At 66.1% G+C, this 22,411-nt stretch carries 17 protein-coding genes; 11 read left to right on the forward strand and 6 right to left on the reverse strand.

The features are described 5' to 3' along the window. Nucleotides 1-3 precede the first annotated feature (3 nt). Nucleotides 4-363, forward strand: coding sequence for a potassium channel family protein (locus QNJ67_18430; protein MDJ0610957.1), 360 nt, complete (start codon nucleotides 4-6; stop codon nucleotides 361-363). Between the two features lie 19 nt (nucleotides 364-382). On the opposite strand, the gene QNJ67_18435 is transcribed toward QNJ67_18430, so the two are convergent. Next, on the reverse strand, nucleotides 383-2,443 hold the full coding sequence (locus tag QNJ67_18435; GenBank protein MDJ0610958.1) for a hypothetical protein: 2,061 nt from the start codon (nucleotides 2,441-2,443) through the stop codon (nucleotides 383-385). A 144-nt stretch (nucleotides 2,444-2,587) separates the two neighbouring features. Between QNJ67_18435 and QNJ67_18440 the strand changes: the two genes are divergently transcribed. After that, complete coding sequence (locus QNJ67_18440) at nucleotides 2,588-3,850, forward strand: hypothetical protein (protein MDJ0610959.1); 1,263 nt, start codon at nucleotides 2,588-2,590, stop codon at nucleotides 3,848-3,850. Nucleotides 3,851-3,856: 6 nt separating this feature from the next. Here QNJ67_18440 and QNJ67_18445 read toward each other — a convergent pair whose 3' ends face one another. Next, complete coding sequence (locus QNJ67_18445) at nucleotides 3,857-4,129, reverse strand: hypothetical protein (protein MDJ0610960.1); 273 nt, start codon at nucleotides 4,127-4,129, stop codon at nucleotides 3,857-3,859. Between the two features lie 303 nt (nucleotides 4,130-4,432). Here QNJ67_18445 and QNJ67_18450 point away from each other — a divergent pair, with 303 nt between their 5' ends. The 4 genes from QNJ67_18450 to QNJ67_18465 all read left to right on the forward strand — a co-directional run bounded on the left by QNJ67_18450 (nucleotide 4,433) and on the right by QNJ67_18465 (nucleotide 12,417). After that, nucleotides 4,433-5,812: a hypothetical protein gene (locus QNJ67_18450; GenBank protein MDJ0610961.1), complete on the forward strand. Its 1,380-nt coding sequence runs from the start codon at nucleotides 4,433-4,435 to the stop codon at nucleotides 5,810-5,812. Beyond that, nucleotides 5,812-6,018 carry a hypothetical protein gene (locus QNJ67_18455; protein MDJ0610962.1) on the forward strand — a complete coding sequence of 69 codons (207 nt, stop codon included), beginning with the start codon at nucleotides 5,812-5,814 and terminating at the stop codon, nucleotides 6,016-6,018. The genes QNJ67_18450 and QNJ67_18455 overlap by 1 nt, the downstream gene beginning before the upstream one ends. Nucleotides 6,019-6,292: 274 nt before the next feature. After that, nucleotides 6,293-11,128, forward strand: a complete 4,836-nt coding sequence (locus tag QNJ67_18460) for an NAD-glutamate dehydrogenase (protein ID MDJ0610963.1) — start codon at nucleotides 6,293-6,295, stop codon at nucleotides 11,126-11,128. 11 nt (nucleotides 11,129-11,139) lie between these two features. After that, complete coding sequence (locus QNJ67_18465; GenBank protein MDJ0610964.1) at nucleotides 11,140-12,417, forward strand: MFS transporter; 1,278 nt, start codon at nucleotides 11,140-11,142, stop codon at nucleotides 12,415-12,417. Between the two features lie 4 nt (nucleotides 12,418-12,421). Here the strand turns inward: QNJ67_18465 and QNJ67_18470 are convergent, their stop codons facing one another. Continuing rightward, nucleotides 12,422-12,607 carry a hypothetical protein gene (locus QNJ67_18470; GenBank protein ID MDJ0610965.1) on the reverse strand — a complete coding sequence of 62 codons (186 nt, stop codon included), beginning with the start codon at nucleotides 12,605-12,607 and terminating at the stop codon, nucleotides 12,422-12,424. Nucleotides 12,608-12,716: 109 nt separating this feature from the next. Between QNJ67_18470 and QNJ67_18475 the strand changes: the two genes are divergently transcribed. From QNJ67_18475 to QNJ67_18485, 3 genes are all read left to right on the forward strand, one after another. Then, nucleotides 12,717-13,628, forward strand: a complete 912-nt coding sequence (locus QNJ67_18475) for a LysR family transcriptional regulator (protein ID MDJ0610966.1) — start codon at nucleotides 12,717-12,719, stop codon at nucleotides 13,626-13,628. Between the two features lie 266 nt (nucleotides 13,629-13,894). Beyond that, the gene (locus tag QNJ67_18480; protein MDJ0610967.1) at nucleotides 13,895-16,822 is read left to right on the forward strand and encodes a hypothetical protein; all 2,928 of its coding nucleotides are present in this window, start codon (nucleotides 13,895-13,897) and stop codon (nucleotides 16,820-16,822) included. Nucleotides 16,823-17,009: 187 nt separating this feature from the next. Then, nucleotides 17,010-17,420 carry a CBS domain-containing protein gene (locus QNJ67_18485; GenBank protein ID MDJ0610968.1) on the forward strand — a complete coding sequence of 137 codons (411 nt, stop codon included), beginning with the start codon at nucleotides 17,010-17,012 and terminating at the stop codon, nucleotides 17,418-17,420. A gap of 86 nt (nucleotides 17,421-17,506) precedes the next feature. On the opposite strand, the gene QNJ67_18490 is transcribed toward QNJ67_18485, so the two are convergent. Next, nucleotides 17,507-18,106, reverse strand: coding sequence for a cytochrome c (locus tag QNJ67_18490; protein MDJ0610969.1), 600 nt, complete (start codon nucleotides 18,104-18,106; stop codon nucleotides 17,507-17,509). A gap of 57 nt (nucleotides 18,107-18,163) precedes the next feature. Here QNJ67_18490 and QNJ67_18495 point away from each other — a divergent pair, with 57 nt between their 5' ends. Together QNJ67_18495 and QNJ67_18500 are read left to right on the forward strand one after the other, a co-directional pair. Next, complete coding sequence (locus tag QNJ67_18495) at nucleotides 18,164-18,802, forward strand: glutathione S-transferase family protein (GenBank protein ID MDJ0610970.1); 639 nt, start codon at nucleotides 18,164-18,166, stop codon at nucleotides 18,800-18,802. A 224-nt stretch (nucleotides 18,803-19,026) separates the two neighbouring features. After that, a complete protein-coding gene (locus tag QNJ67_18500; GenBank protein MDJ0610971.1) occupies nucleotides 19,027-19,977 on the forward strand; it encodes a transporter in 951 nt (316 codons plus the stop codon). Between the two features lie 78 nt (nucleotides 19,978-20,055). On the opposite strand, the gene purH is transcribed toward QNJ67_18500, so the two are convergent. Both purH and QNJ67_18510 read right to left on the reverse strand, forming a co-directional pair. Further along, a complete protein-coding gene (purH, locus tag QNJ67_18505; protein ID MDJ0610972.1) occupies nucleotides 20,056-21,648 on the reverse strand; it encodes a bifunctional phosphoribosylaminoimidazolecarboxamide formyltransferase/IMP cyclohydrolase in 1,593 nt (530 codons plus the stop codon). A 103-nt stretch (nucleotides 21,649-21,751) separates the two neighbouring features. Next, entirely contained in the window at nucleotides 21,752-21,922 is a 171-nt protein-coding gene (locus QNJ67_18510) for a hypothetical protein (protein MDJ0610973.1), read from the reverse strand. Nucleotides 21,923-22,411: the final 489 nt, after the last annotated feature.

Genomic DNA, 22,411 nt, shown 5'->3' on the forward strand with positions numbered 1-22,411 from the left:
GCCATGCGGGACTTCATCTTCTTCGCCGGTCATTTCTTTTCGCACCTGCACTTCGTGCGCGGCGTGTTCTTGACCTTGCTGCTGTTTCTCCTGGCCCTTGCGCTGATCATTTCCCTGATTGACGACATTTCTCTGGCCGACGCTCTCTACCTCGTTTTCATCACGGCCTTGACGGTCGGTTACGGCGACTTGACGCCCGGTTCGGGAGCCACCCGGATTGCTTGTGTCTTGGCCGGTTTCGTTGGCGTCATCTTTGTCGGGCTGGTTGTTGCGGCCTCGACACGTGCGTTGCGGGAGGCCTACGAGGAAAAGAAGGCTTTCCTCGAACGGGAGCGGCAAAAGACCGGAAGATCCGACACCTGACCCGCCTGCCGGCCCGGAGTCAGGGCCGGAAGTCCGCGCCGAGAAAGCCCGCGCCCGGGATCTCGATGTCGAACAGGCTGCCGTCGGCGCGAAGGGCGCCGATCGGCGGGCCGGCACCTTCGCAATCCGCGATCACGGCGCCGTCCTCGATCCTTGGCCGGCAGCCCGCGACGGCCTGGTCCAGCCTCAGGTCGCCTCCCTGTTCCGAGGCGAAGAGCTCGGGATTCACGGCGAGCGCGCAAGCCCCCGTCCCGTAGGGAAACCCCGCGAAGGGCCGGTTCACGGCGTCGCGGCAGAAACGGTGGGCCACGTCGCGCGTCTCCAGAGCGCGCTCGTCCGGCTCGGCCGGGCCGGGCCGGGTCGTGAAGCAGTCGGCGACCAGGGCGCCGCCGTCGGCGGTCCAGAACTGCCGCATGGCGACCCGGCCCCGGGTGCGCTTGTTGCCGGCTTCGCAATATTGCACCGGAGCCGGGATCTGCCGGCAATGCCAGGGGCCTTCGAGCCCGCAGCCGCTGAAGGCGATGGCGTTGTTGAAGTGCGACAGCGGCGAGGCGTGCTTCGAGGAGAACAGCGGCGAGCGCGTGCGCCAGGAGTTGTTGAAGATCGAGATCCGGCCGAAGTAGGCGAAGCCGGTCTTGCGCTTGTCTCCGGTCTTCAGGATCACCCCGCGATAGTGGCCCCGGCAGGCGACCGAGGTCGGATCGTAGCTGGTGTCGACCAGCAGGTAGCGCGCTCGGTCGCCGGCCAGCCCATGGAACCGCGGCGAGAGCGACCAGTCGATGTCCTCGCGGCAGTCCTGGCCGGGGATCTGGTCCGGATCGTACCAGCCGAGGTTGCCGAACACGTAGAGCGAGCCACCCAGAACGCCGTCCGTGCTGATCCAGGCGTGGATGTTCTCAAAGCGATTGTGCTTGACCACCCAGCCGTCGGCCCGGGTTTCGGGCTCCACGGCATTGTCGCGTAGGAATCGGAAACGGTTACCGCGAACTTCCACGTTGCGGCCGGTCCCTTGCACCTCTGAGACGATGCGTATGCCGTTGTAGGCCCGCTCGATCAGATTGTTCGCGATCAGAACGTTGCCGGCGATGTTGTAGGCGCCGAAAAGGGCGCCGTTGAGCGGGCGCCAGAGGTGGTGGTGGGTCACACCCCAAGGCACGTCGTCCCAGACGTCGACCGGGCAGGAGAGATCGCGGTGCGGGGCCGCGCAGTCCGTCTCCGGCCGGTAGGCGCCGGGGCTCTGGATCCAATGGGAATCGAGAACGCGGTAAGTGTGTGCGCCCGGTTCCATGCCACTGGTCGCGACCGCGAGCATGCCGAAGGTCGAGCCGTGGATCCGGGCATCGGCCAGCGTGATGTCCCGCGAGTTGACCGCCTTGACCGCCGTAATCCAGCAGTCCTCGAAGGCGAGATCGCGCAGCACCAGGCCGCGCACGTTGGCCATTCGGATGCAGTAGCTGCGCGGCCCGCGTTCGGTCACGCCCTCCAGGCTGTCGTCCCCCTGGCGGAGCGCACGGGTGATCTGCGCGTCCTCGACCAGCGCCAGGCTGGTCATCTCGTAGCGCCGGTCGAAGGCGGCGGCGGGCTCCTCGCCGCCGTCTAGGGGCAGGCCTGCCCGGCAAGCCTCGGCATCGAGCACCCGGTCCGGATCGCAGACGGTGTCGATCAGGTCCAGACCCTTGAACCAGACGAGGTGCCTGCCCTCGCCGCCGCGCTGACCGCGGATCGTCAGCGGCGAATCCCGGCGCCGGATCAGGTTGCCGAGAGGCAGGACGACCTCCCGCTTGGTGCCGACACGATAAAGGGTCTTCTGAAATGGCCGGCTGGTGAGCAGGACAACGTCGTCGATGCGGCCCTCCAGCAGGCCCGGGATCGCGCGCAAGTCGCTGGTCAGCGCATCGGCGCATACGCGGTGCGCGCCAAGGTAGCCGGCGTAGCCCGCCCCGGGGCCGGTGCCGCAGAGCGCTTCGTCACGCTCGAAGGGCGGTTCAGCCAGTCCGTAGGCGAGATGAAGGGTTTCGCTGGCCGTGGCCGGAAGAGTTGCGCAGACGGTCAGGAACAAGGTGAAAGCAGCGCGAAGCATGTTTTTCCTCTGAGGTCCGCCAAGCTTAACGGTCCGCACACATTCTCACACCGCCGAAAACACGGTAGTCTTCGGAAATCAAGACGGAGGCGTGCGGTGCCCTTTCGATTGAACGGTCGAGAACAGAACTCGTTGAAGTGCAGCTTGGCAAGACTTCTCGCTGCTTTAGCGGCGCTTGCCGCTCTCCTCACGCTACCGGCAACAGCGAGCGCACAACTCGAGCTGCGGGCCAACTTCGTCGAGAGCTACTTCCCGGATTTTCCAGTGAAGCGGAAGATGAACCAGCGCTACCGGCCGCGGCTCAACGACCTGCACGAGGTCATTCATGAGCGCATGGAGGCCGGCGAGAACCTGACCTGCTCGGCACAGATCTTCGAGGAGGCCCACTGGCTAGTGAACTACACCGACCGCGCCGAGGACATCGAGCGGCGCATCGCGGACCTCGAGAAGAGCCTGGAGCCCGGCGGCCGGGCGGCGGCCCCTATCCAGGATCCCGCGGACGGCTCCTTCAGCCCCTGTTCGGAGAGCTGGATCTGGCGCTTTCACAACAGCGTCGATCCTCTGAAGGAACTGGCGCAGCTCGGGGAACAGCCCGAGTTCCCGCTCAAGTTCTGGGAGAAGGTGGATACGCCCGAGGAAATCGAGGCGCTGATGCGCGATCTCCTGATATCCGACGCAAGGAGCGACCACAACAAGCGCAAGGAACTCAATCTCGCGATCACTGCGTTGGGACAGCTACTCTGGCTCGACTACACCGTCAGCGTCTTTCCCGATCACCTCGATCGCGACCTGCTTGCGAACACGCTGACGAGGTTCGTCGACGAAGAATGGCAAGATCTGGAGACGGGCTATTGGGGTGCCTGGTATCGCGACGAGGGCGAGATCAAGAAGACCAACGACCTCAGCATCACGTTCCACATCATCTCCTATCGCGGCGGTCAGGTCGGTCTTCTGGAGCAGATCGGTAACACCACCTTCGCCATCCGCACCATCAAGTACCCCTACGGCTGGTCAACGGGCGGCACCCAGAACAACCACCATGCCTACGACGTGGCACGCATTATCAACCTGACCTGGGATCATTTGGACGGGATCGCGCGCGCCTACGCCGGTACGTCCATGTTCCTCATGATGGCGCGTTCACTCGGCCTGTCTATCGACGGGAACGGGCGTTTCGATCCTAGGCCCTACACGACCGTGGCGGAGGCCTACTACTTCGGCATCTCCTTCTTCGAGGAATTGGGCTATTTCGGGAACGAGACCCCGCGCGATCAGACTATCGTCATCAGCGACAGCGACGTCTTGCTCCGGAGAATCGAGGAGCATCTTCTCGCGCTCGATCAGTCGGATCCCTGGGTGGCGGCCTCCAAGCGAAAGCTTGCACGCATCAAGGAAATTAAGGAGTGACCGGCGTTACTGCTTCGCGGTCGATTGCTCTTCGAGCAAGGTCTCCAGGTCGTCGACCCGCTGTTGCAGTTCGACCACACTCGCCGCTACCATTTCCGTATCGATCGCGAGCTGGGCAAGTGCGTAGAGCACCTCCTTTTTGAAAGCGGCTCCGATACCGTCTTCGGCCCAAGGTGCGGACGCTGCGCTCGCTAAAACGAGCCCGAAGACCACGCCGAAGACAAATGTGTGGCCGGCGCGGAAACACCTCTTCAGGTTCATCGTCAAAAACCCTGTCATTCTCATTGCCTCCTGCATTCGGTGCCATTCGCGTCAAATCGATCAACAGGTCCCGGCCTCGCGCCCAACCCGATCTTGAACGCCAGAGTCCTGACGACCGCACCCGCGAGTCAAGGCCTGCGGCTGATCGACACCTTCTCGGTCGATTCCGCATCACGTTTCCAGGCAAAGTGTGTAACACTGGTGTCATCAAGCGTCTCGATAATGAACACAAGAACAATGCTGTCCTGAATCGCGAGGCGTGTGCGATCGTCATGATGGGGGGCGAGCGTTCGATAGATTTGGCTTCTGGGAGGGGGAGGAATGTCACGAGCGACGAGGCGGCTTAGCGCCCTAATGGCGGGCGTCCTGGTTATCGGCACCTGGATTTCCACAGCACAGAGTCAAACCGTGTCGGTCGACGCGGCGACGCTGGAGCAGCTGCAGCAGATCATCCAGCAGCAGCAGAAGCAGCTCGAACAGCAGTTCGAGCAGCTGAAGTCGCAGGCGGGCACGATCAACGCGCTGGAGCAGCGTCTCAACCAGCTTGAAGAGGACTCGCGCGAGACCAAGGCGGCGGCCAAGGAAGCGAAGGAGACCGCCGAGGAGGCTGTCGTCACGATGCAATCCCCCGCGCCCGGCCGCGAGTCGTCTAGGGTGGTCAGTGCAGACAATCCCGACAAGATCAAGCTCGCCATCTCGGGTCAGATCAACCGCGCGATCAACGTCGTGGGCGACGGCCGGGATACCGACGCCTACTTCGTCGACAACGACGTCTCGAACTCGCGGGTTCGCTTCGTCGGCACGGGGAACATCACGCCGGAGACCTTGCTCGGCACGCGCATGGAAATCGCCTTCAGCCCGAACAACTCCTCCGACGTTAGCCAGAGCGAAGAGAGCCCCGACGACTTCATCGATGTGCGCAAGGTCGAGGCCTTCGCGCGCAACGACAGCTACGGCCAGATCCAGTTCGGTAAAGGGCAGGCGGCCGCCGACGATACGGCGGAATTCGACCTGTCCCTGGTCGCGGGCCCGATCATGTACTCCGGCGTCGCGGATATCGTCGGCGGCCTCTTCTTCACCGAGAATGACGAACTGACTGGCATCAGGGTCGACGACGCCTTCTTCAACTTCGACGGCAAACGTCAGGACCGGGTGCGCTACGACTCTCCGGTGATCGGCCCGGGCCTGCAGCTCTCGGGCTCGGCGGGCGACAGTCAGCAATACGACGTCGCGTTGACCTGGGGCGGCGACTACGGGGACTGGAGCGGCGTCGAGGTCGGCCCCTTCACCACCCTGGGCGCGGTGTCGTTCCAGGATCCTGACGCAGATGACGTCGATTGGCGCGTAGCCGGCTCCTTCTCCGGCCTGCACAACCCGACCGGACTCAGCCTGACCGTGTCCGGCGGCATGGACTCCTTCGACGAAGGAGACGACCCCTACAACCTCTACGGCAAGATCGGCTGGGATCAGAGCTTCTTCTCGATCGGCGACACGGGCTTCGGCGTCGATTTCACTTACAGCGAGAACGTTTCAGCCGAGAACGACGAAGGCACTTCCTTCGGCTTCGCCGCCATCCAGCTGCTGGAGGACTACGGGACCGAAATCTACGCGCAGTTCCGCGTCTTCGACCTCGACCGGGATGAGAGCCCGGCCGTGAACGAGATCTATGTCGGCACCGTGGGCACGCGCGTGAAGTTCTGATGCGCCTGATACCCCTTTTTCTGGCCGGCCTTCTGCTCGCAGGTTGCGGGTGGGAGATCAAGCCGGGCGAAGGCTCCAACGCCCGCCGGGAGATCCCTCCCGGCGCCGGGCTCCTCACGGGTGACCAGGGCGAGTTCGTGATCTTCCGCGTCGAGGGCGAGCCGGCCGAAGGCGAGGAGAAGGAAGAAGCCGAGGAGGCGGACTAGCCTGGCATTTGGCCGCTTGATGCCCAGAAACCGATGTCGTTCGGCATTCGGATCGCCGCCGCCCCTGTCCCGGCCGCGCGCGAGGCTCAAGCGCGGTGACGCGCGGCCAGACACTGGCTAACATGGCGCTGCGGCCAAAGGCGCGGCTTCCTGCGCCGGGACCGCTTGAGCGGGGATTCAATCATCATTAGAAGTTGGACATCACAATCATCGAGGATGGGCGCGCCACCCGATCCGCGGGGCTGGTCAGATCGCCATCCCGGGAGACGACGCAATGGGGTTGAGGGCTGAACAGGTCAAGACCGACCTGATCGAAAAGGTGATGGCGCGCGTCGAGCAGCGCGTTGAGGCCGGGCGCACGGATCTGGCCAAGTGCTTCGTCGAGCGCTTCTACGCCAACGTCCCGCCCGACGACATCAAGGACGAGTCGCCGGACAACCTCTACGGCGCCGCCCTGGCCATACTCGGCTTCGCCCAGAAGCGCCAGAAGGCCGAAGCCAAGATCAAGGTCTACAACCCGCGACTCGAGGAGCACGGCTGGAAGTCCGGGCACACCATCGTCGAGATCGTCAACGACGACATGCCCTTTTTGGTCGATTCCGTGGTCTCGCAACTCAATCAGCTGGAGGCCGAGGTTCGGCTGGTCGTTCACCCCGTCCTCGGCATCGCTCGGGATGCGCGGGGCAAGCTGACCGGCCTGCAGGCCAAGGCCGCCAACGGCGTGCTGGCGGAGTCCATCATGCACGTCCAGATCAACGAGCAGCCGGCGGACCGGCACGAAGCGATCCGCGAGGCCCTGGCGGCGGTGCTGCGCGACGTGCGCGCCGCCGTCGAGGACTGGCGCGAGATGCGCGCGCGCTGCCAGGAGGTGATCGCCGATCTGGAGAGCAACCCGCCGGCCTTGCCCGAGGAAGACATCGCTTCGGGCGTCGAGCTGCTGCGCTGGCTCGACGACGATCACTTCACCTTCCTCGGCTACCGGCAGTACAGCTTCGAGGGCGAAGGCGAATCGGCGATCAGCCGGGTGCCCGAGGAAGGCGGTCTCGGCGTCCTGAGGGACCAGAGCGTGCCGGTCTTCGAGGGCATGCGCAATCTCGGCAAGCTGCCGCCCGACGTCAGCGACTTCCTGAAGAAGCCGGAGCTGCTGCGCATCAACAAGACCAACCGGCGCTCCAGCGTGCACCGCCCGGTCCATATGGACGCGATCGCCGTCAAGAACTTCGACAAGAAGGGCAAGGTGACGGGCGAGCGCCTCTTCATCGGCCTCTTCACCTCGGCAGCCTATTCGCGCAATCCCAACGAGATCCCGCTGCTCAAGCAGAAGGTTGCCCGGACCCTGGCGCGCGCCGGCTTCGCGCCCGGGAGCCACGACGGCAAGGCGCTGACCCACATCGTCGACAATTTCCCCCGCGACGAGCTGTTCCAGATAACCGACGACGAGCTGTACCAGACCGCCATGGGGATACTGCACCTGCAGGACCGGCAGCGGGTCGCGCTCTTCGTCCGCCGCGACCCTTTCGAGCGCTTCGTGTCAGCCCTGATCTTCGTGCCGCGGGACCGTTTCGATACCGGACTGCGCCACCGTATCCAGGACATCCTGGCCAAGGCCTACGACGGCGCGCCGGTCGCTTTCTACACCCACCTCTCGGACTCGGCGCTGGCGCGGCTCCACGTCATCATCAAGACCGTGCAGGGCCAGGTGCCGGAGGTCGACGTCCAGGCCCTGGAGCAGCGGATCGTCGAGGCCGCGCGCTCCTGGGTCGATCATCTCGAGGAAGCCCTAATCGAGGCGCGCGGCGAGGAGTTGGGCGTCGCCGCGGCGCGGCGTTTCGCCAAGGCCTTTCCACCCGGCTATACCGACCGCTTCAATGCGCAGAACGCGGTCTTCGACATCGCCCGCATCGGCGAGGCGCTGGAGAGCGGGCGGGTCGCGCTCAACCTCTACCGCCTGATCGAGGCCGAGGAGCACGAGCTGCGCTTCAAGATCTACGTGGCCGGCGATCCCGTCCCGCTCAGCGACATCCTGCCCATGCTCGAGAACATGGGCCTCAAGGTGATCGGCGAGACGCCCTACGAAGTGAAGCTGCCGGACCGCCAGGCGCCGTTCTGGATCTACGACTTCGAGACCGTGACCGACGACGGCTCGGCGGTCGAGCTGGGCCGGGTCAAGGAGGCGTTTCACGACGCCTTCGCCCGGGTCTGGTCCGGCGACATGGAGAACGACGGCTTCAACAAGCTGGTGATCTCGGCCGGCCTCTGCTCGCGCGAGGTCAAGATCCTGCGCGCCTATTGCAAGTACCTGCGCCAGGCACGGATCCCCTTCTCCCAGACCTACATGGAGGACACGCTCAAGCGTAACCCCGACATCACCCGGCGGCTGGTCGACCTCTTCCTGCGCCGCTTCGATCCGGAACTTGCCGCCGCGGCCGACACCGACGCGGTCCAGGACCTGGTCAGCGGGATCAACGTCCTGCTGGAGAACGTCAGCAACCTGGACGAAGACCGCATCATCCGGCGCTTCCTCAACATCATCGACGCTACGCTCCGGACCAACTTCTTCCAGCCAACCGCGGAGGGCGGCGAGAAGAGCTACATCTCCTTCAAGCTCGACTCGCGGAAGATCGACGAGCTGCCCCTGCCGCGGCCCTACCGCGAGATCTTCGTGTACAGCCCCGAGATCGAGGGCGTGCACCTGCGCTTCGGAAAGGTCGCACGCGGCGGGCTCAGATGGTCCGACCGCCGCGAGGACTTCCGCACCGAGATCCTCGGCCTGGTCAAGGCGCAGCAGGTGAAGAACGCGGTCATCGTGCCGGTCGGCTCCAAGGGTGGCTTCGTGGTCAAGCGTCCGCCGCCGCCGGAGGCCGGGCGCGAGGCCTTCCTCGAGGCCGGCATCGCCTGCTACCGGACCTTCATCCGCGGGCTGCTCGACATCACCGACAACCTGAAGGGCCCGGATGTGATTCCGCCCGAGCAGGTGGTGCGGGTCGACGGCAACGACCCCTATCTGGTGGTCGCCGCCGACAAGGGCACGGCGACCTTCTCGGACATCGCGAACGGCGTCTCGATCGACTACGGTTTCTGGCTCGACGACGCCTTCGCGTCCGGCGGCTCGGCCGGCTACGACCACAAGAAGATGGGCATCACGGCGCGCGGCGCCTGGGAGTCGGTCAAGCGCCACTTCCGCGAGCTCGGCAAGGACATCCAGAACGAGGACTTCACCTGCGTCGGCTGCGGCGACATGTCGGGCGACGTCTTCGGCAACGGCATGCTGCTGTCCAAGCACATCAAGCTGGTCGGCGCCTTCAACCACATGCACATCTTCGTCGATCCCAAGCCCGACGCGGCGAAGAGCTGGGCCGAGCGCAAGCGGCTGTTCGATCTGCCGCGATCGGCCTGGACCGACTACGACGCCAAGCTGATCTCCAAGGGCGGCGGGGTGTTCGACCGCAAGGCCAAGTCGATCAGGTTGACGCCGGAGATCAAGAAGGCCTTCGGCCTCAACCGCGACCAGATGACGCCCAACGAGCTGATCACCGCCATGCTCAAGGCCGAGGCCGAGCTCTTGTGGTTCGGCGGCATCGGGACCTACATCAAGGCGACCGTGGAAACTCACGCCGACGCCGGCGACCGGGCTAACGACGCGATCAGAGTCAACGCCCCCGAGGTCGGCGCCAAGGTGATCGGCGAGGGCGCCAACCTCGGCATGACCCAGAAGGCGCGCATCGAGTACGACTTCGCGGGCGGCCGCTGCAACACGGACTCGATCGACAACTCCGCCGGTGTCGATTGCTCGGACCACGAGGTCAACATCAAGATCCTGCTGGGCGAGGTCGAGGCGGCGGGCGACATGACCCGAAAGCAGCGCGACCAGCTGCTCGCCAAGATGACCGACGAGGTTGCCGATCTGGTGCTCAGGGACAACTACCTGCAGAGCCAGGCGATCACCGTGACGCACCACTTGGGCGCGCACCTGATCGACCGCACGGCGCGCTTCATGCGCTCCCTGGAGCGCAACGGCGACCTCGACCGCGACGTCGAGAACCTGCCCGACGACGAGATCATCCTGGAGCGGTTCAAGCAGCACAAGGGCTTCGCCCGGGCGGAGCTGGCGGTCATGCTGTCCTACGCCAAGATCGTGCTCTACGACGAGCTGCTGGCCTCCGACCTGCCGGACGATCCCTATCTGACCCGGGACCTGGTCGACTACTTCCCGACGGCACTCAGGAAGAAATACGGCAAGCAGATCGGCAAGCACCGGCTGCGGCGCGAAATCGTCGCCACGGTGGCGACCAACGAGCTGGTCAACCGCGAGGGCATCGCCTTCGTCCACGAGGTGCGCGAGAAGACCGGCATGCCGGCGGAGGATATCGCCCGCGCCTACATGATCAGCCGCGAGATCTTTCAGATCCCGGAGATCTGGCGGCAGATCGAGGCGCTCGACAACAAGGTCCCCACGTCGGTCCAGTCGGCCATGCTGATCGAGTGCGGCCGGCTGATCGAGCGGGAGACCGTCTGGTTCCTGCGCGAGGCCGAGCGGCCGCTCGACATCGAGCGCGAGATCGAGGCCTTCGGCGGCGGCGTGCACACCCTGATCCAAGGCCTGGAGGGCTACCTCGGCGATGCCGACAAGCGGATCATGGACCAGAGCGCCGCCGGCTTCGTCAAGAAGGGCGTGCCCGAGGAGCTGGCCCGGCGGGTCGCCGGCCTGGCGCTGCTGGCGCCGGCCTGTGACGTCGTGCGCATCGCCCGAAGCGTCGGCCGCGAGGTGCCCGAGGTGTCCAAGGCCTACTTCGAGATCGGCGCGCGCTTCGGCTTCGATTGGCTGCGCCGCGCCGCGGGGCAGCTGCCGACCGACACCGCCTGGGACAAGCTGGCGGTCACGGCGGTGATCGACGACCTCTTCGGCCACCAGGGTGAGCTGACCCAGCGCGTGCTGAGCAGCGCCGGCAACGGCGCGATGGAGGGCGTGATCGACAGCTGGTCCGACTCCCGCCGGCCGCTGGTGGTGCGCACCGAGCAGCTCCTGGCCGAGCTGCAGTCGACCGGGGCGCCGGACTTCGCCATGCTGGCCGTGGCCAACCGGCAGCTCAAGACCATGGTCGGCGGTTGAGCACCGCCGGCGTGGCCGCCCAGGCAGACGCGCGGCGGCCGGCCGGCAAGGCGGCGATCGCCGCCTGGTGCTTCTACGACTGGGCCAACTCGGCCTTTCCGACCGTCGTCGTCACCTTCGTCTTCGCCGCCTACTTCGAGCGCGCCCTCGCGCCCACGCCCGAGGCGGCGACCAGCCAGTGGGGCACGGCGATCTCGATCTCGGCCCTTTCCGTGGCGCTGCTGGCCCCGGTGTTCGGCGCGATCGCCGACAAGAGCGGCCGGCGCAAGCCTTGGGTCGCGCTCTTCACGGCGATCTGCCTGGTCGCCGGCGCCGGGCTCTGGACCGTGGAGCCCTCGCTCGACTTCGCGCTCAGGGCCCTGATCCTGGTGGCCGTGGCCAACGCCGCCTTCGAGCTGGCCCACGTCTTCTACAACGCCATGCTCCCGGAGATCGCGCCGCGCCACATGATGGGGCGAATCTCCGGCTGGGCCTGGGGGCTTGGCTATTTCGGCGGCCTGATGAGCCTGGTCCTCTGCCTCCTGCTGCTGATCTGGCCGGACCCGCCGCTGTTCGGCCTCGATCCCGAGATGGCCGAGCCGGTGCGCGCGACCGCCCTGCTCGTCACCGTCTGGTTTTTTGTCTTCTCGCTGCCGCTCTTCCTCATGACCCCGGACCACCCGGCGGGCTCCTACTCCTGGGCCGAGGCGGTCCGCGAGGGACTGGGGCAGCTCGTCGGGACCTTCCTGCGGCTCCGGCGCTACGCCAACATCGCCTGGTTCCTGCTGGGCCGCATGATCTATATCGACGGCCTGAACACGCTCTTCGTGTTCGGCGGCATCTACGCCGCGGGCCGCTTCGGCATGGACACCGAGGAGATCCTGATTTTCGCCATCCTGCTCAACGTGACCGCGGGCCTGGGCGCCTTCGCCTTCGGCTGGATCGACGACTGGATCGGCGCAAAGCGGACCATCATCATCTCGGTGGTTGCGCTCATCGCCCTCGGTGCCGCCGTGCTGCTGGTCGAGAGCAAGCTCTGGTTCTATATCGTCGGCGCGACGCTTGGCGTCTTCGTCGGCCCGGCCCAGTCGGCCAGCCGCTCGCTCATGGCCCGCCTGGCGCCAGAGGAGATGAGGAACGAGATGTTCGGGCTCTATGCCTTCTCCGGCAAGGCGACCGCTTTCCTCGGGCCCTTCGTCGTCACGGTGCTGACGGCGGCGACCGACAACATGCGCATCGGCATGTCGTCGATCCTGGTCTTTCTCCTGGTCGGTCTCTTGATCTTTCTTCGGGTAAAGGAACCGAAGTAAGCGCTCAGGCCCGCGCGAAACCGTCCTGCCTGGCGCCGCCGCTCCCTGTGACGGCCGGCTGCTTCGACTCGGCTCTGCGGAACAGGCTCGTAAAGGCCTCGCGCAGGGCTTGGGCCTGCAGCCGCTTGCCGCGCGCAACGCCGCGCTCGATGGTCTCGGGGCTTGCGATTCTGTGGGCTTCCTGCTGCATGACGAGGTCCTTCCTTGGGTCCGGGAGCGTGGATGAACGTGATATAGCCTTTGTCGGTGAATTTTATAATAATGTGTCCAGGAACAAGATTAGTGACTGGGCGGAACAGATGGACAGCCTCAGCGCCATGGAGCTCTTCGCCCGCGTTGTCCAGGCCGGCAGCTTCTCGGCCGCGGCCCGCGGGCTCAGCCTGACTCCCTCGGCGGTCAGCAAGCAGATCGGCCGCCTCGAGGACCGGCTCGGCGCGCGGCTCATCACCCGGACCACGCGGCAGTTCGCGCTGACCGAGGAAGGCCGTGCCTTTCACGAGCGCGCGGTCCGGATTCTGGCCGAGGTGGCAGAGGCCGAGCAGGCGGTGACCGACCTGCGCGGCGAGGCGCGCGGCACGCTCCGTGTCAACGCGCCCTTCGCCTTCGGGCGCCAGCACATCGCGCCGCTGCTGCCGCGCTTTCTCGAGCAGCATCCGGCGCTGCGCATCGACCTGACCTTCAACGACCGCTTCGTCGACCTGGTCGAGGAGGGCGTCGACCTGGTGATCCGGATCGGCGAGCTGGCGGATTCCAGCCTGGTCGCGCGCCGCCTCGCCCGGAACCGCCGGCTGGTCAGCGGGTCGCCGGCCTACTTCGAGCGCCACGGCCGGCCGGCCGAGCCGGCGGACCTCGCCGGTCACAACTGCCTCGTCTACACCTACCGGGCGCTGCGCAACGACTGGATCTTCGTCGGGCCGGACGGCGTCGAGCAGTCGGTGCGGGTCTCGGGCAACCTGGAGGCCAACAACGCCGAGGCCCTGCACGCCGCCGTGCTCCAGGGGTCCGGGCTCGCCCTCCTGCCGCTCTGGCTGATCGGCCAGGACCTCGAGGCCGGCCGCCTGCTCGAGGCCCTGCCCGGCTACCACGCGCCCGACAGCGCGATCTATGCGGTCTACCCGCCAGGCCGCCACCTCTCCCCAAAGGTCCGCCGCTTCATCGACTTTCTGGCCGAACGCTTCGCCGAGCCGGACTGCGGCTTGCCGAGAGGGTGATCCGCCCTGAAGAGAACGGGCGATTTTCGAATTAACACAGCTAATCTGACTTCATCGCGTGCTGCGCCGAAGACTGCACTGCCCGCCAGGCACCGCCGAGTCGTGGTTTAACCACGTTTGACCCAGATCAATGCTGAATTGTTCTCATTGTGCAACCTTTCGCTACGCCTCAGGGCTCTCCACCGCGAGACGGAGTCAGAAACATGAGAAAATCTTATTTGATAGCTGGGCTTGTCTTGTGTCTTTCCGCCGGGCTTGGTGCCTCGGTGGCGAGCGCGCAGAACCTCGAACTGATCAGCCGCCAGTCCGATGCCGACGGCGGCGCCCAGGCAAATGGCGAGAGCTTTACACCTTTCCCCAGAACGAGCGCGGACGGACGCTTCGTTGTCTTCGCCTCTACCGCGACCAACCTGGTCCCCGGCGCGGTCAATAAACAGGTCTACCTCTTCGACCGCGAGACGGGCGGGCTCGAGCTGATCAGCCGCCAGGACGTCGCCGACGGCGGCGCGCAGGGAAACGGCCCGAGCGAGTGGCCCGCGATCAGTGCCGATGGCCGCTACGTCGCCTTCTCGTCCGGCGCGACCAACCTGATCCCTGGCGGCGGGGCCGACGCCAACTTTGGGACGGATGTTTTCCTTCTCGACCGTGATACTGGGGCGCTCGAACTGATCAGCCGCCAGGACATCGCCGACGGCGGGGCGCAGGCAAACGACCGGAGCGAGCGTCCCTTGTTGAGCGCCGATGGGCGCTACGTGACCTTCTTGTCATACGCGACCAACCTGATCCCTGGCGGCGGGACCGATGTCAACGGTTCTCAGCCCGACGTCTTCCTGTTCGACCGTGATACGGGCGGGCTCGAACTGATCAGCCGCCAAGACGCCGCCGACGGCGGGGCGCAGGGCGACGGCTTCTCAAGCAATCCCTCGATCAGTGCCGATGGCCGCTACGTGAGTTTCGCTTCTGGCTCGACCAACCTGATCCCCGGCGGCGGAACCGATGCCAACGGTACGGAGAACGATGTTTTCCTGTTCGACCGTAATACGGGCGGGCTCGAGTTGATCAGCCGCCAGGACATCGCGGACGGCGGGGCACAGGGCAACGCGTCCAGCTCTTCGTCGGCCTTGAGCGCCGACGGGCGCTTCGTGGCCTTCAATTCCTCCGCGACCAATCTGATCCCCGGCGGCGGGACCGATGTCAACGGCGACGCCTGGGACGTCTTTCTGTTCGACCGTGATACGGGCGCCCTGGAACTGATCAGCCGCCAGGACATCGCTGACGGGGGCGCCCAAGGGCAGGGCGGCACTTTGGGCAGCTTCGTCACTGTTGGCACGGGGATCAGCGCCGACGGACGATTCGTGGCTTTCGAGTCGAGTATGAACAACCTGATCCCCGGCGGAGGGCCCGACGCCAACGGCCTCGAATTCGACGCCTTCCTGTTCGACCGGGAGACGGAGAGGCTCAGGCTGGTCGGCCGCCAGGACGCCGCCGACGGCGGGGCGCAGGGCGAACGCGGAACCGAGTACCCCTCGCTCAGCGCCGACGGGCGCTACGTGGTCTTCCAGTCGATGTCGACCAACCTGATCCCGGGCGGCGGGACCGATGTCAACGGTTTGGCTTATGATGTCTTCGCCTTCGGGCCGATCCAGGCGCCTTCCGTGGCCGAGATCACGATCGACGACACCTGGCGGACGGTTGAGCTGCCGGCCGACCTGGTCGACCCCGTGGTGATCGTCGGGCCGCCGACGGCAAACGACCCGGCGCCGGGCGTGGTCCGGCTGCAGCAGGTCACGGACTCGTCCTTCGAGGTGCGCTTCCAGGAGTGGGTCTACCTGGACGACGTCCATGGCGAGGAGCGCCTGTCCTACCTGGTGGCCGAGACCGGCGGCGAGGTGGCGCCGGACGGCTCGATCGTCGAGATCGGGCGCTTTCCCCTGGGCGGCACGGGCAGGTTCCAGGCCCAGAGCTTTTCGCAGCCCTTCCCCGAGCCGCCGCTTCTCCTGCTTACGGTCCAGACCTTCCGCGGCGGCGAGCCGGTGACGGTCCGGGCGCGCAACCTTACGGCGGGCGGTTTCGAGGCGGCGCTCTACGAGGAAGAGGCCTTGATGAACGGCCACACGACCGAAGAGGTCGGCTATGTCGCGGTCTACATGCCGGAGGACTCGGGCGTGCTTGAGATCGGCGGGCAGTACTTCCCCTACACCATCCCGTCGCTCTCGATCGACGACCGCTTCACCCCGGTTCTGAGCTCAGCCCTGAAGCTGGAGGAGGAGGCCTCGGCAGACGCGGAGGTCGGCCACACCAAGGAGCAGCTCTCCGCCATCGCCCTGGGCGGCCACCTCTTCGCCCAGGACGTCTCGAGCCGGGGGCGCGACACGGTTGCGCTGCGCCGCCTGGCGCCGAGCTTCCCGGCGCCCATGGAATGGGGCACCGTGGACGGCGTGACCCACGACTGGGCGACCGTGCCGCTCTACCGCGCGTACAAGAACCCGGTGGTGGTCGCCCGGCCGGTCTCGAGCAAGGGGTCGGACCCTGGCGTGATCCGCCTGCAGAACGTGACCGGCCGGTCCTTCGAGCTGCGTTACCAGGAATGGGACTACCTGGGCGGCACTCATATCCCGGAGCGCGTGTTCTACATGGTCGCCGAGGCGGGCGAGACCAGCCTGGCCGGCCTGACGGTCGAGGCGGGCACGCTGGACACCAGCCGCCTGCTGCGCGGCGGCCTGGATCCGGTGACCTTCGCATCGAGCTTCATCGATGCGCCGGCGCTCTTCACCTCGGTGGCGACCTACAACGGCGCGGATCCCGTAACCACGCGGGTCGCCGGCCTGAACGCCACCGGGTTCGGCATCGCCATGAGCGAAGAGGAGGCCAGTGCCGGCGGCCACGCGACAGAGACCCTGAGCTGGATCGCCCTGGAGCGCGGCAGCGGGACGACGGCCGACGGCCGCGCGGTCACGGTGTTCAACGACGGCGCCAGCAGCCAGTTCAGTCTGGTGCCCTTCGGCCAGACCTTCGATCGGCTGTTCCCGGTGTTTTTGGGCGATGTTGTCACGACGCGCGGCGACGACCCGGTCTTCCTGCGCTACCGCAGCCTGACCCCCGGCTCGGTGCAGCTCCGCCTACAGGAAGAGCAGTCGTTCGATCCCGAAACCGGCCACAGCTCTGAGACCGTCTCGATCTTCGTCGGCGAGTAACCGGCGCACAGCAGACACCCCCGCGTTCCACTTGCGGCACGCGGGGGGTGTCTCATGAGCCGATGCGGGTCGACTTCTCACCTGTGCCGCCCGGCCGCTGCCGCGCAGATGATCTGCGTCAAGGTTTCCCCGATCCCGGCGCCCTACTCTCCGATCCGAGGGAACCTGCGTTTAGGAGGACAGGACCATGTTGGTGGTAAAGGATCTCATGAGCGATGCGCTCGAGGTCGTGTCTCCGGAGGCGCCTCTCCATGAAGTCATGGCAAAGATGAACCAGGCGGGCTATCGGCACCTGCCGGTGGTGGACGGCGGGGATCTGGTCGGCATCATCACCGACCGCGACCTGCGCCTGGCGGTCAACTCGCCGCTGGTCGAGCAGGAGGCCGGCGTCAAGCGCGAGACCGTGCTCGACCAGTTCCGGGTCGGCGAGTGCATGCACCCCGATCCCGAGTGCGTGTCGCCGGACACGCCGGCGCGCGAGGTGGCCGATCTCCTGTCGCTCAACAAGTTCGGCGCCATGCCCGTCGTGGACCGGGGCAAGCTGGTCGGCATGATCAGCTACATCGATTTCCTCAAGCACTACGCCAGCCAGCCCTAGAGCAGATTCACATGTTTAGTTGGAAACCACGAAGTGGTTCCATCAAGACATGATCCGCCCTAGCAGGTTGATATCGAGCGGGAGCGCTACTGCTTCTTCTCCCGAAAGTCCTGGTGGCAGGCCTTGCACTCGTTCGTGATCTCGGCGAAGAGGGGTTTCGCCGCCTGGGCGCCCTTCGCCGCCGCCGCCTCCAGACGTGCCGCCTGACTGCGCAGCGCTTCCGCGCTTTCTTCGAACTGGTCCCAAGCGCTCCAGATCGTCTTCTTCGCCTCGCTTGGATGACCGTCGCTGCCTTCCGGGAAGGTTTCCGGCATCTTGTCCGCATGGCCGGCGATGGTCGCGGCGGAAGCCCGTGCCAGCGCGACGTTCCAAGCCGTCTCGCCTTTCACCATCGGCGCCAGCGCCTTCATGGCCTTCGCCATTTCCTTCATCATCTCCATCCGGTGCTTGACGATGCCGGTGGCGCCCTCGTGGGCCGTGGCGCCCATCGTCGTAAGAAAGGCAGTGCCGGCAAGAGCCAGGATCAGAACGGAACGAGATTTCATCAGCCTTCGGCCTCTGGAGGTTGCTTCGCGCATGACGGCCTTCTTACGGCGAGAGTAACTGAATGGCTCCACGCCAGGTGACAAGAGGTACGACGGCCACGGAGCCCTTGTCCTGAAATCGGTCTTTGCGGAGCGCTTCACATCGCGGCTCCGAGCGCCTACCTCAAGGGCTCAATCAATCGAACAGGAGGGGCTGGCATGTCTGGCAAACCGATTCTCTACGGCTTCGACGGATCCACCTACGTCCGCACCGTCCGGATACTCCTCAGGGAGAAGGGCGCCGACTACGAGCAGGTCCCGGTCAATGTGCTGGCCGGCGAGCCCCGGCAGCCGGAGCACCTGGCGCGCCATCCCTTCGGCAAGGTGCCGGTCATGGACATCGACGGCATGCGAATTCGCGAGACCGATGCGATCTGCCGCTATCTGGACGAGACCCTGGCCGGGCCGTCCTTCGTCGCCGACACGCCGAAGGGCCGGGCGCGGATGAACGAGGCGATCTGCCTGATCAACAGCTACGGCTACAACGCCCTGGTCGGCGTCGCCGGATACCATCTCTTCCCGGACTTGATCGGGGGCGCCAATGACGAGGCCCGCCAAGCCGCGCTCAAGGAGAGCGAGAAGCTGCTCGGCCTCCTGATGACGGAGATCAAGGGCGACGATCCCTGGCTCGCGGGCACCGAGCCTAGCCTCGCGGACTTCCTGCTCGGCCCGATCTTCTTCTACGTCTCGCTGACGCCGGACGCCGAGCGCCTCCTGGCGGTCCCGGGCGTCGCCGACTGGTGGGAGCGTATTAAGGAGGTCGAGAGCTTCAAGGCGACGGAACCCGACCTCGGCTGATCGAAGCGGCGCGCCATCGCGTTGCTTCCTCGGGGAAGCGGAAACCGACGGTTCCCCTCAATGCCGCTCTCTCGCCCCGCGGGACTGCAGAGAGGGGCGTGTCAATCCGCACATTGATGCAGATCAAGGGCCGGATAACCAGGTCGTGCATCCTCCTCCCAGTGCCAAAGGGGAAGCCCCTGCCGGACCGCAGGGGCTTGGTTTTTGCAAAGGAGGTACAGGGGATGACCAGGGGCAGTCCCGGCGGGATCGCCGCCATTTTCGCGTTCTCAATCTATCTGGCGGCGTCTCTCGTCCCGGGCCAGGCGCTCGGGGAGGAGGAGGACGCCTTCGCGCCTTTCGGCCTCGATCTGAAGGGGTCCCTCGGGGAGGGGCGCCACGACCGCTACGTGCCGCCGATCACCAACCTGATCTTCAACGAGACGCCCTACATCACGACCGAGGCGCGGCCGTTCTACCTGTACAACGAGATCCCGGACGATTTCGTGACCGACGGCGGCAACTTCCACCTGGTCGGTTTGCAGCTCCGTCTCGCTCTGACCGAGAGACTCGGCTTCATCGCGACCAAGGACGGCTACGTCGACGCCAACTTCGACGAGGTCCTGGAAGACGAGGAGGGCTTCGCCAACATCGCCTTGGGCTTCAAGTACGCGGTCTATTCGGAGCCCGAGACGGAGAGTCTCCTGACGGCGGGCCTTCGCTACGAAATCCCGATCGAAGATCTTGAGACCGGGGGGATCGAGCTCCAGGGCAACGGCGACGGCTTCTTCAATCCCTTCATCACGGGAACGCGGACCTTCGGCGACTTCGGGCTGCAGGCAAGTCTGGGGGCCAACATCGCGGTCGACACCGACGAGGACACCTCGATCCTCCACTATTCGCTCCATGGCAACTACGAGGTCTACGAGGGACTCTTCACGATCCTCGAGATCAACGGCTTCACCGCCATCGACAACGGCAACCGCTCGGAGGACGCGTTGGGGCAGCTGGACGGCGTGGATGCCCTGAACTTCGGCAGCGAGGATCGGGACACGACGATCACGCTAGGCGGCGGCCTGCGCTATCACTTCACCGACAACATCCAGATCGGCGCCGGCGGCGAGACCCAGCTGACCGAGGACGACAACACGGTCCTGGACTACCGGGCCTACGTCGACTTCGTCTTCTCGTACTGAGATCCCGTCACGGGGCCAGAGCAGATTCACCGGGTTTGATGGATCGCCTTTGGCGATTCGGTCAAACCCGGATCTGCTCTAGTGCCGGAAGTGGCGCTGGCCGGTGAGGACCATGGCGAGTCCGGCCCGGTTGGCGGCGTCGATCACCTCATCGTCGCGCAGCGAGCCGCCGGGCTGGATCACCGCCTGGGCGCCGGCCTCGGCGGCGGCCAAGAGGCCGTCGGCGAAGGGAAAGAAGGCGTCGGAGGCGACCACCGAGCCCTCGGTTCCGGCCCGCGTGCCGCCAGAGGCGCGCACCGCGTCCCAGCTCTTCTGCGCGGCGATGCGCGAGGAGTCGACGCGGCTCATCTGGCCCGCCCCGATGCCGACCGTGGCGCCGTCCTTGGCGTAGACGATGGCGTTCGACTTGACGTGCTTGGCGACCCGGAAGGCGAAGATCAGGTCGGCCAGTTCCTCGGCCGTGGGCGCGCGCTTGGTCACCACGCGCAGGTCCGGCGGGGCGGTGCGGCCATTGTCGCGCCCCTGGACCAGGAGGCCGCCGGCCAGCGACTTGAACACCTGGCCCGGCGCGCCGGGGTCCGGCAGGTCGCCGGCCTCCAGCAGGCGGAGGTTGTTCTTGCCCTCCAGGGCGCGCGCCGCGCCCTCCGCGACGCGGGGCGCGATCACCACCTCGACGAAGAGCTCGGCGATCCGCGCGGCCGTCGCTTCGTCGAGCGTGCGGTTTACCGCCACGATGCCGCCGTAGGCGCTGACCGGGTCCGAGGCCAGCGCCTTCTCGTAGGCCGCCGAGAGGGTGGCGCCGACCGCCACGCCGCAGGGGTTGGCGTGCTTGATGATCGCCACCGCCGGTTCGTCGAACTCGGCCGCCAGCTCGTAGGCCGCGTCGGTGTCGTTCAGGTTGTTGTAGCTGAGCGCCTTGCCCTGGCGCTGCCTGGCGCCCGCCACGCCGGCGCGCGCGCCGAGCGGCTTGCCGTCGGCCAGGTAGAAGGCCGCCTCCTGGTGCGGGTTCTCGCCGTAGCGCAGCACTTCGGCCAGCTCGCCGGCGATCGTGATCTGCTTGGGGAAGCCGAGACCCTCCGCCTCGGCGAGCCAGCCGGCGATGACGCTGTCGTAGGCAGCGGTGTGGGCATAGGCCGCGGCCGCGAGGCGGCGGCGCAGTTCGGCCGACGTCGCGCCGTCGCGCGCCTCCAGCTCCTCGGCGACCGCCGCGTAGTCGGCGGGATCGGTCACCACGGTGACGAAGGCGTGGTTTTTCGCCGCGGCGCGGATCAGCGCCGGGCCGCCGATGTCGATGTTCTCGATGCAGGCCTCGCGGCCGGCGCCCGAGGCGAGCGCCTTGCGGAAGGGGTAGAGATTGACCGCGACCAGATCGATGCCCTCGATCCCGTGCTCCTCCATCGCGGCGGCGTGGCCGGCCGTGTCGCGCCGGGCCAGGATGCCGCCGTGGATCTTGGGGTGCAGAGTCTTGACCCTTCCATCCATGATCTCCGGGAAACCGGTGACCTCCGAGACCTCGGTGACCGCCACGCCGGCGGCCTGGAGCGCCTTGGCCGAGCCGCCGGTCGACAGGATCTCGATGCCGAGCGCCTGCAGCCGGCGGCCGAACTCGGAGATTCCGGTCTTGTCGGAAACGGAAATCAGGGCGCGTTTCACGGCGGCGGGCTCGGTCATCTCGGGGCTCCGAAGCGTCTCGGTGTCGGTCTCGATCTCGGTCAGGGCCGGGTTTATGCCCCGCCCGCGCGAGCGTCAAGCGGCGGCGGCGGCCCGCCGGCGATCATTTCGCCCCGAGCAGGCTCTGCGCCTCCTCGACCAGGCTCTTCATCAGCGCGGCGGCGGGAAGCTCCCGGCCGAGCGCGGCGGCCTGACCGTAGAGGAGGAACTGGAAATCGGGCTCTTCCGGGAGGCTGAAATGAAGGCTCGCGACGGCCGGCTTTATCTCAAGCACCAAAGAGAGCGTCTCCCGTGTCGAAGGGGCGAAGGCATGACTCCCCGCGAGCATCCTAGCGGGAGGGCGCGCGGCTGTCACCGGAGGGTCTGGCTGCGCTGCCTCCGACGCTCCGGCACCAAAATTCACGAAGCATCAAAGATGCACCGTCTGCAACTATTTCAAGAACCCCGTATACTCATAAACCTATTGATTGTGTGATTTCCCACAGGTTCCGGTCGCGGCCTCTGCTCTTATCCAAGGATATTCAAGAAGGGTTTTCCCGGGCGACTTTCGATCTTCGTTCCGCGTCGGCAACGCGGTCGTCATCGAGCAGCGAAGCCAAGGGTCCCCGAATTCTGACGAGAGGCCTGGACCAGAAGGAGAAACTTGCATGCCTATTTCCGACGAGATCATCCGCGACCTGCAGATCAATCGGTACTACGAAGGAGTGCTCAGAGAGGCCCTGACCCCGATCCGCCTGACCACCCGTGTGGATATCCTGGTCGT

The sequence above is a fragment of the Kiloniellales bacterium genome (genome assembly GCA_030064845.1).
Taxonomy (GTDB): domain Bacteria; phylum Pseudomonadota; class Alphaproteobacteria; order Kiloniellales; family JAKSDN01; genus JASJEC01.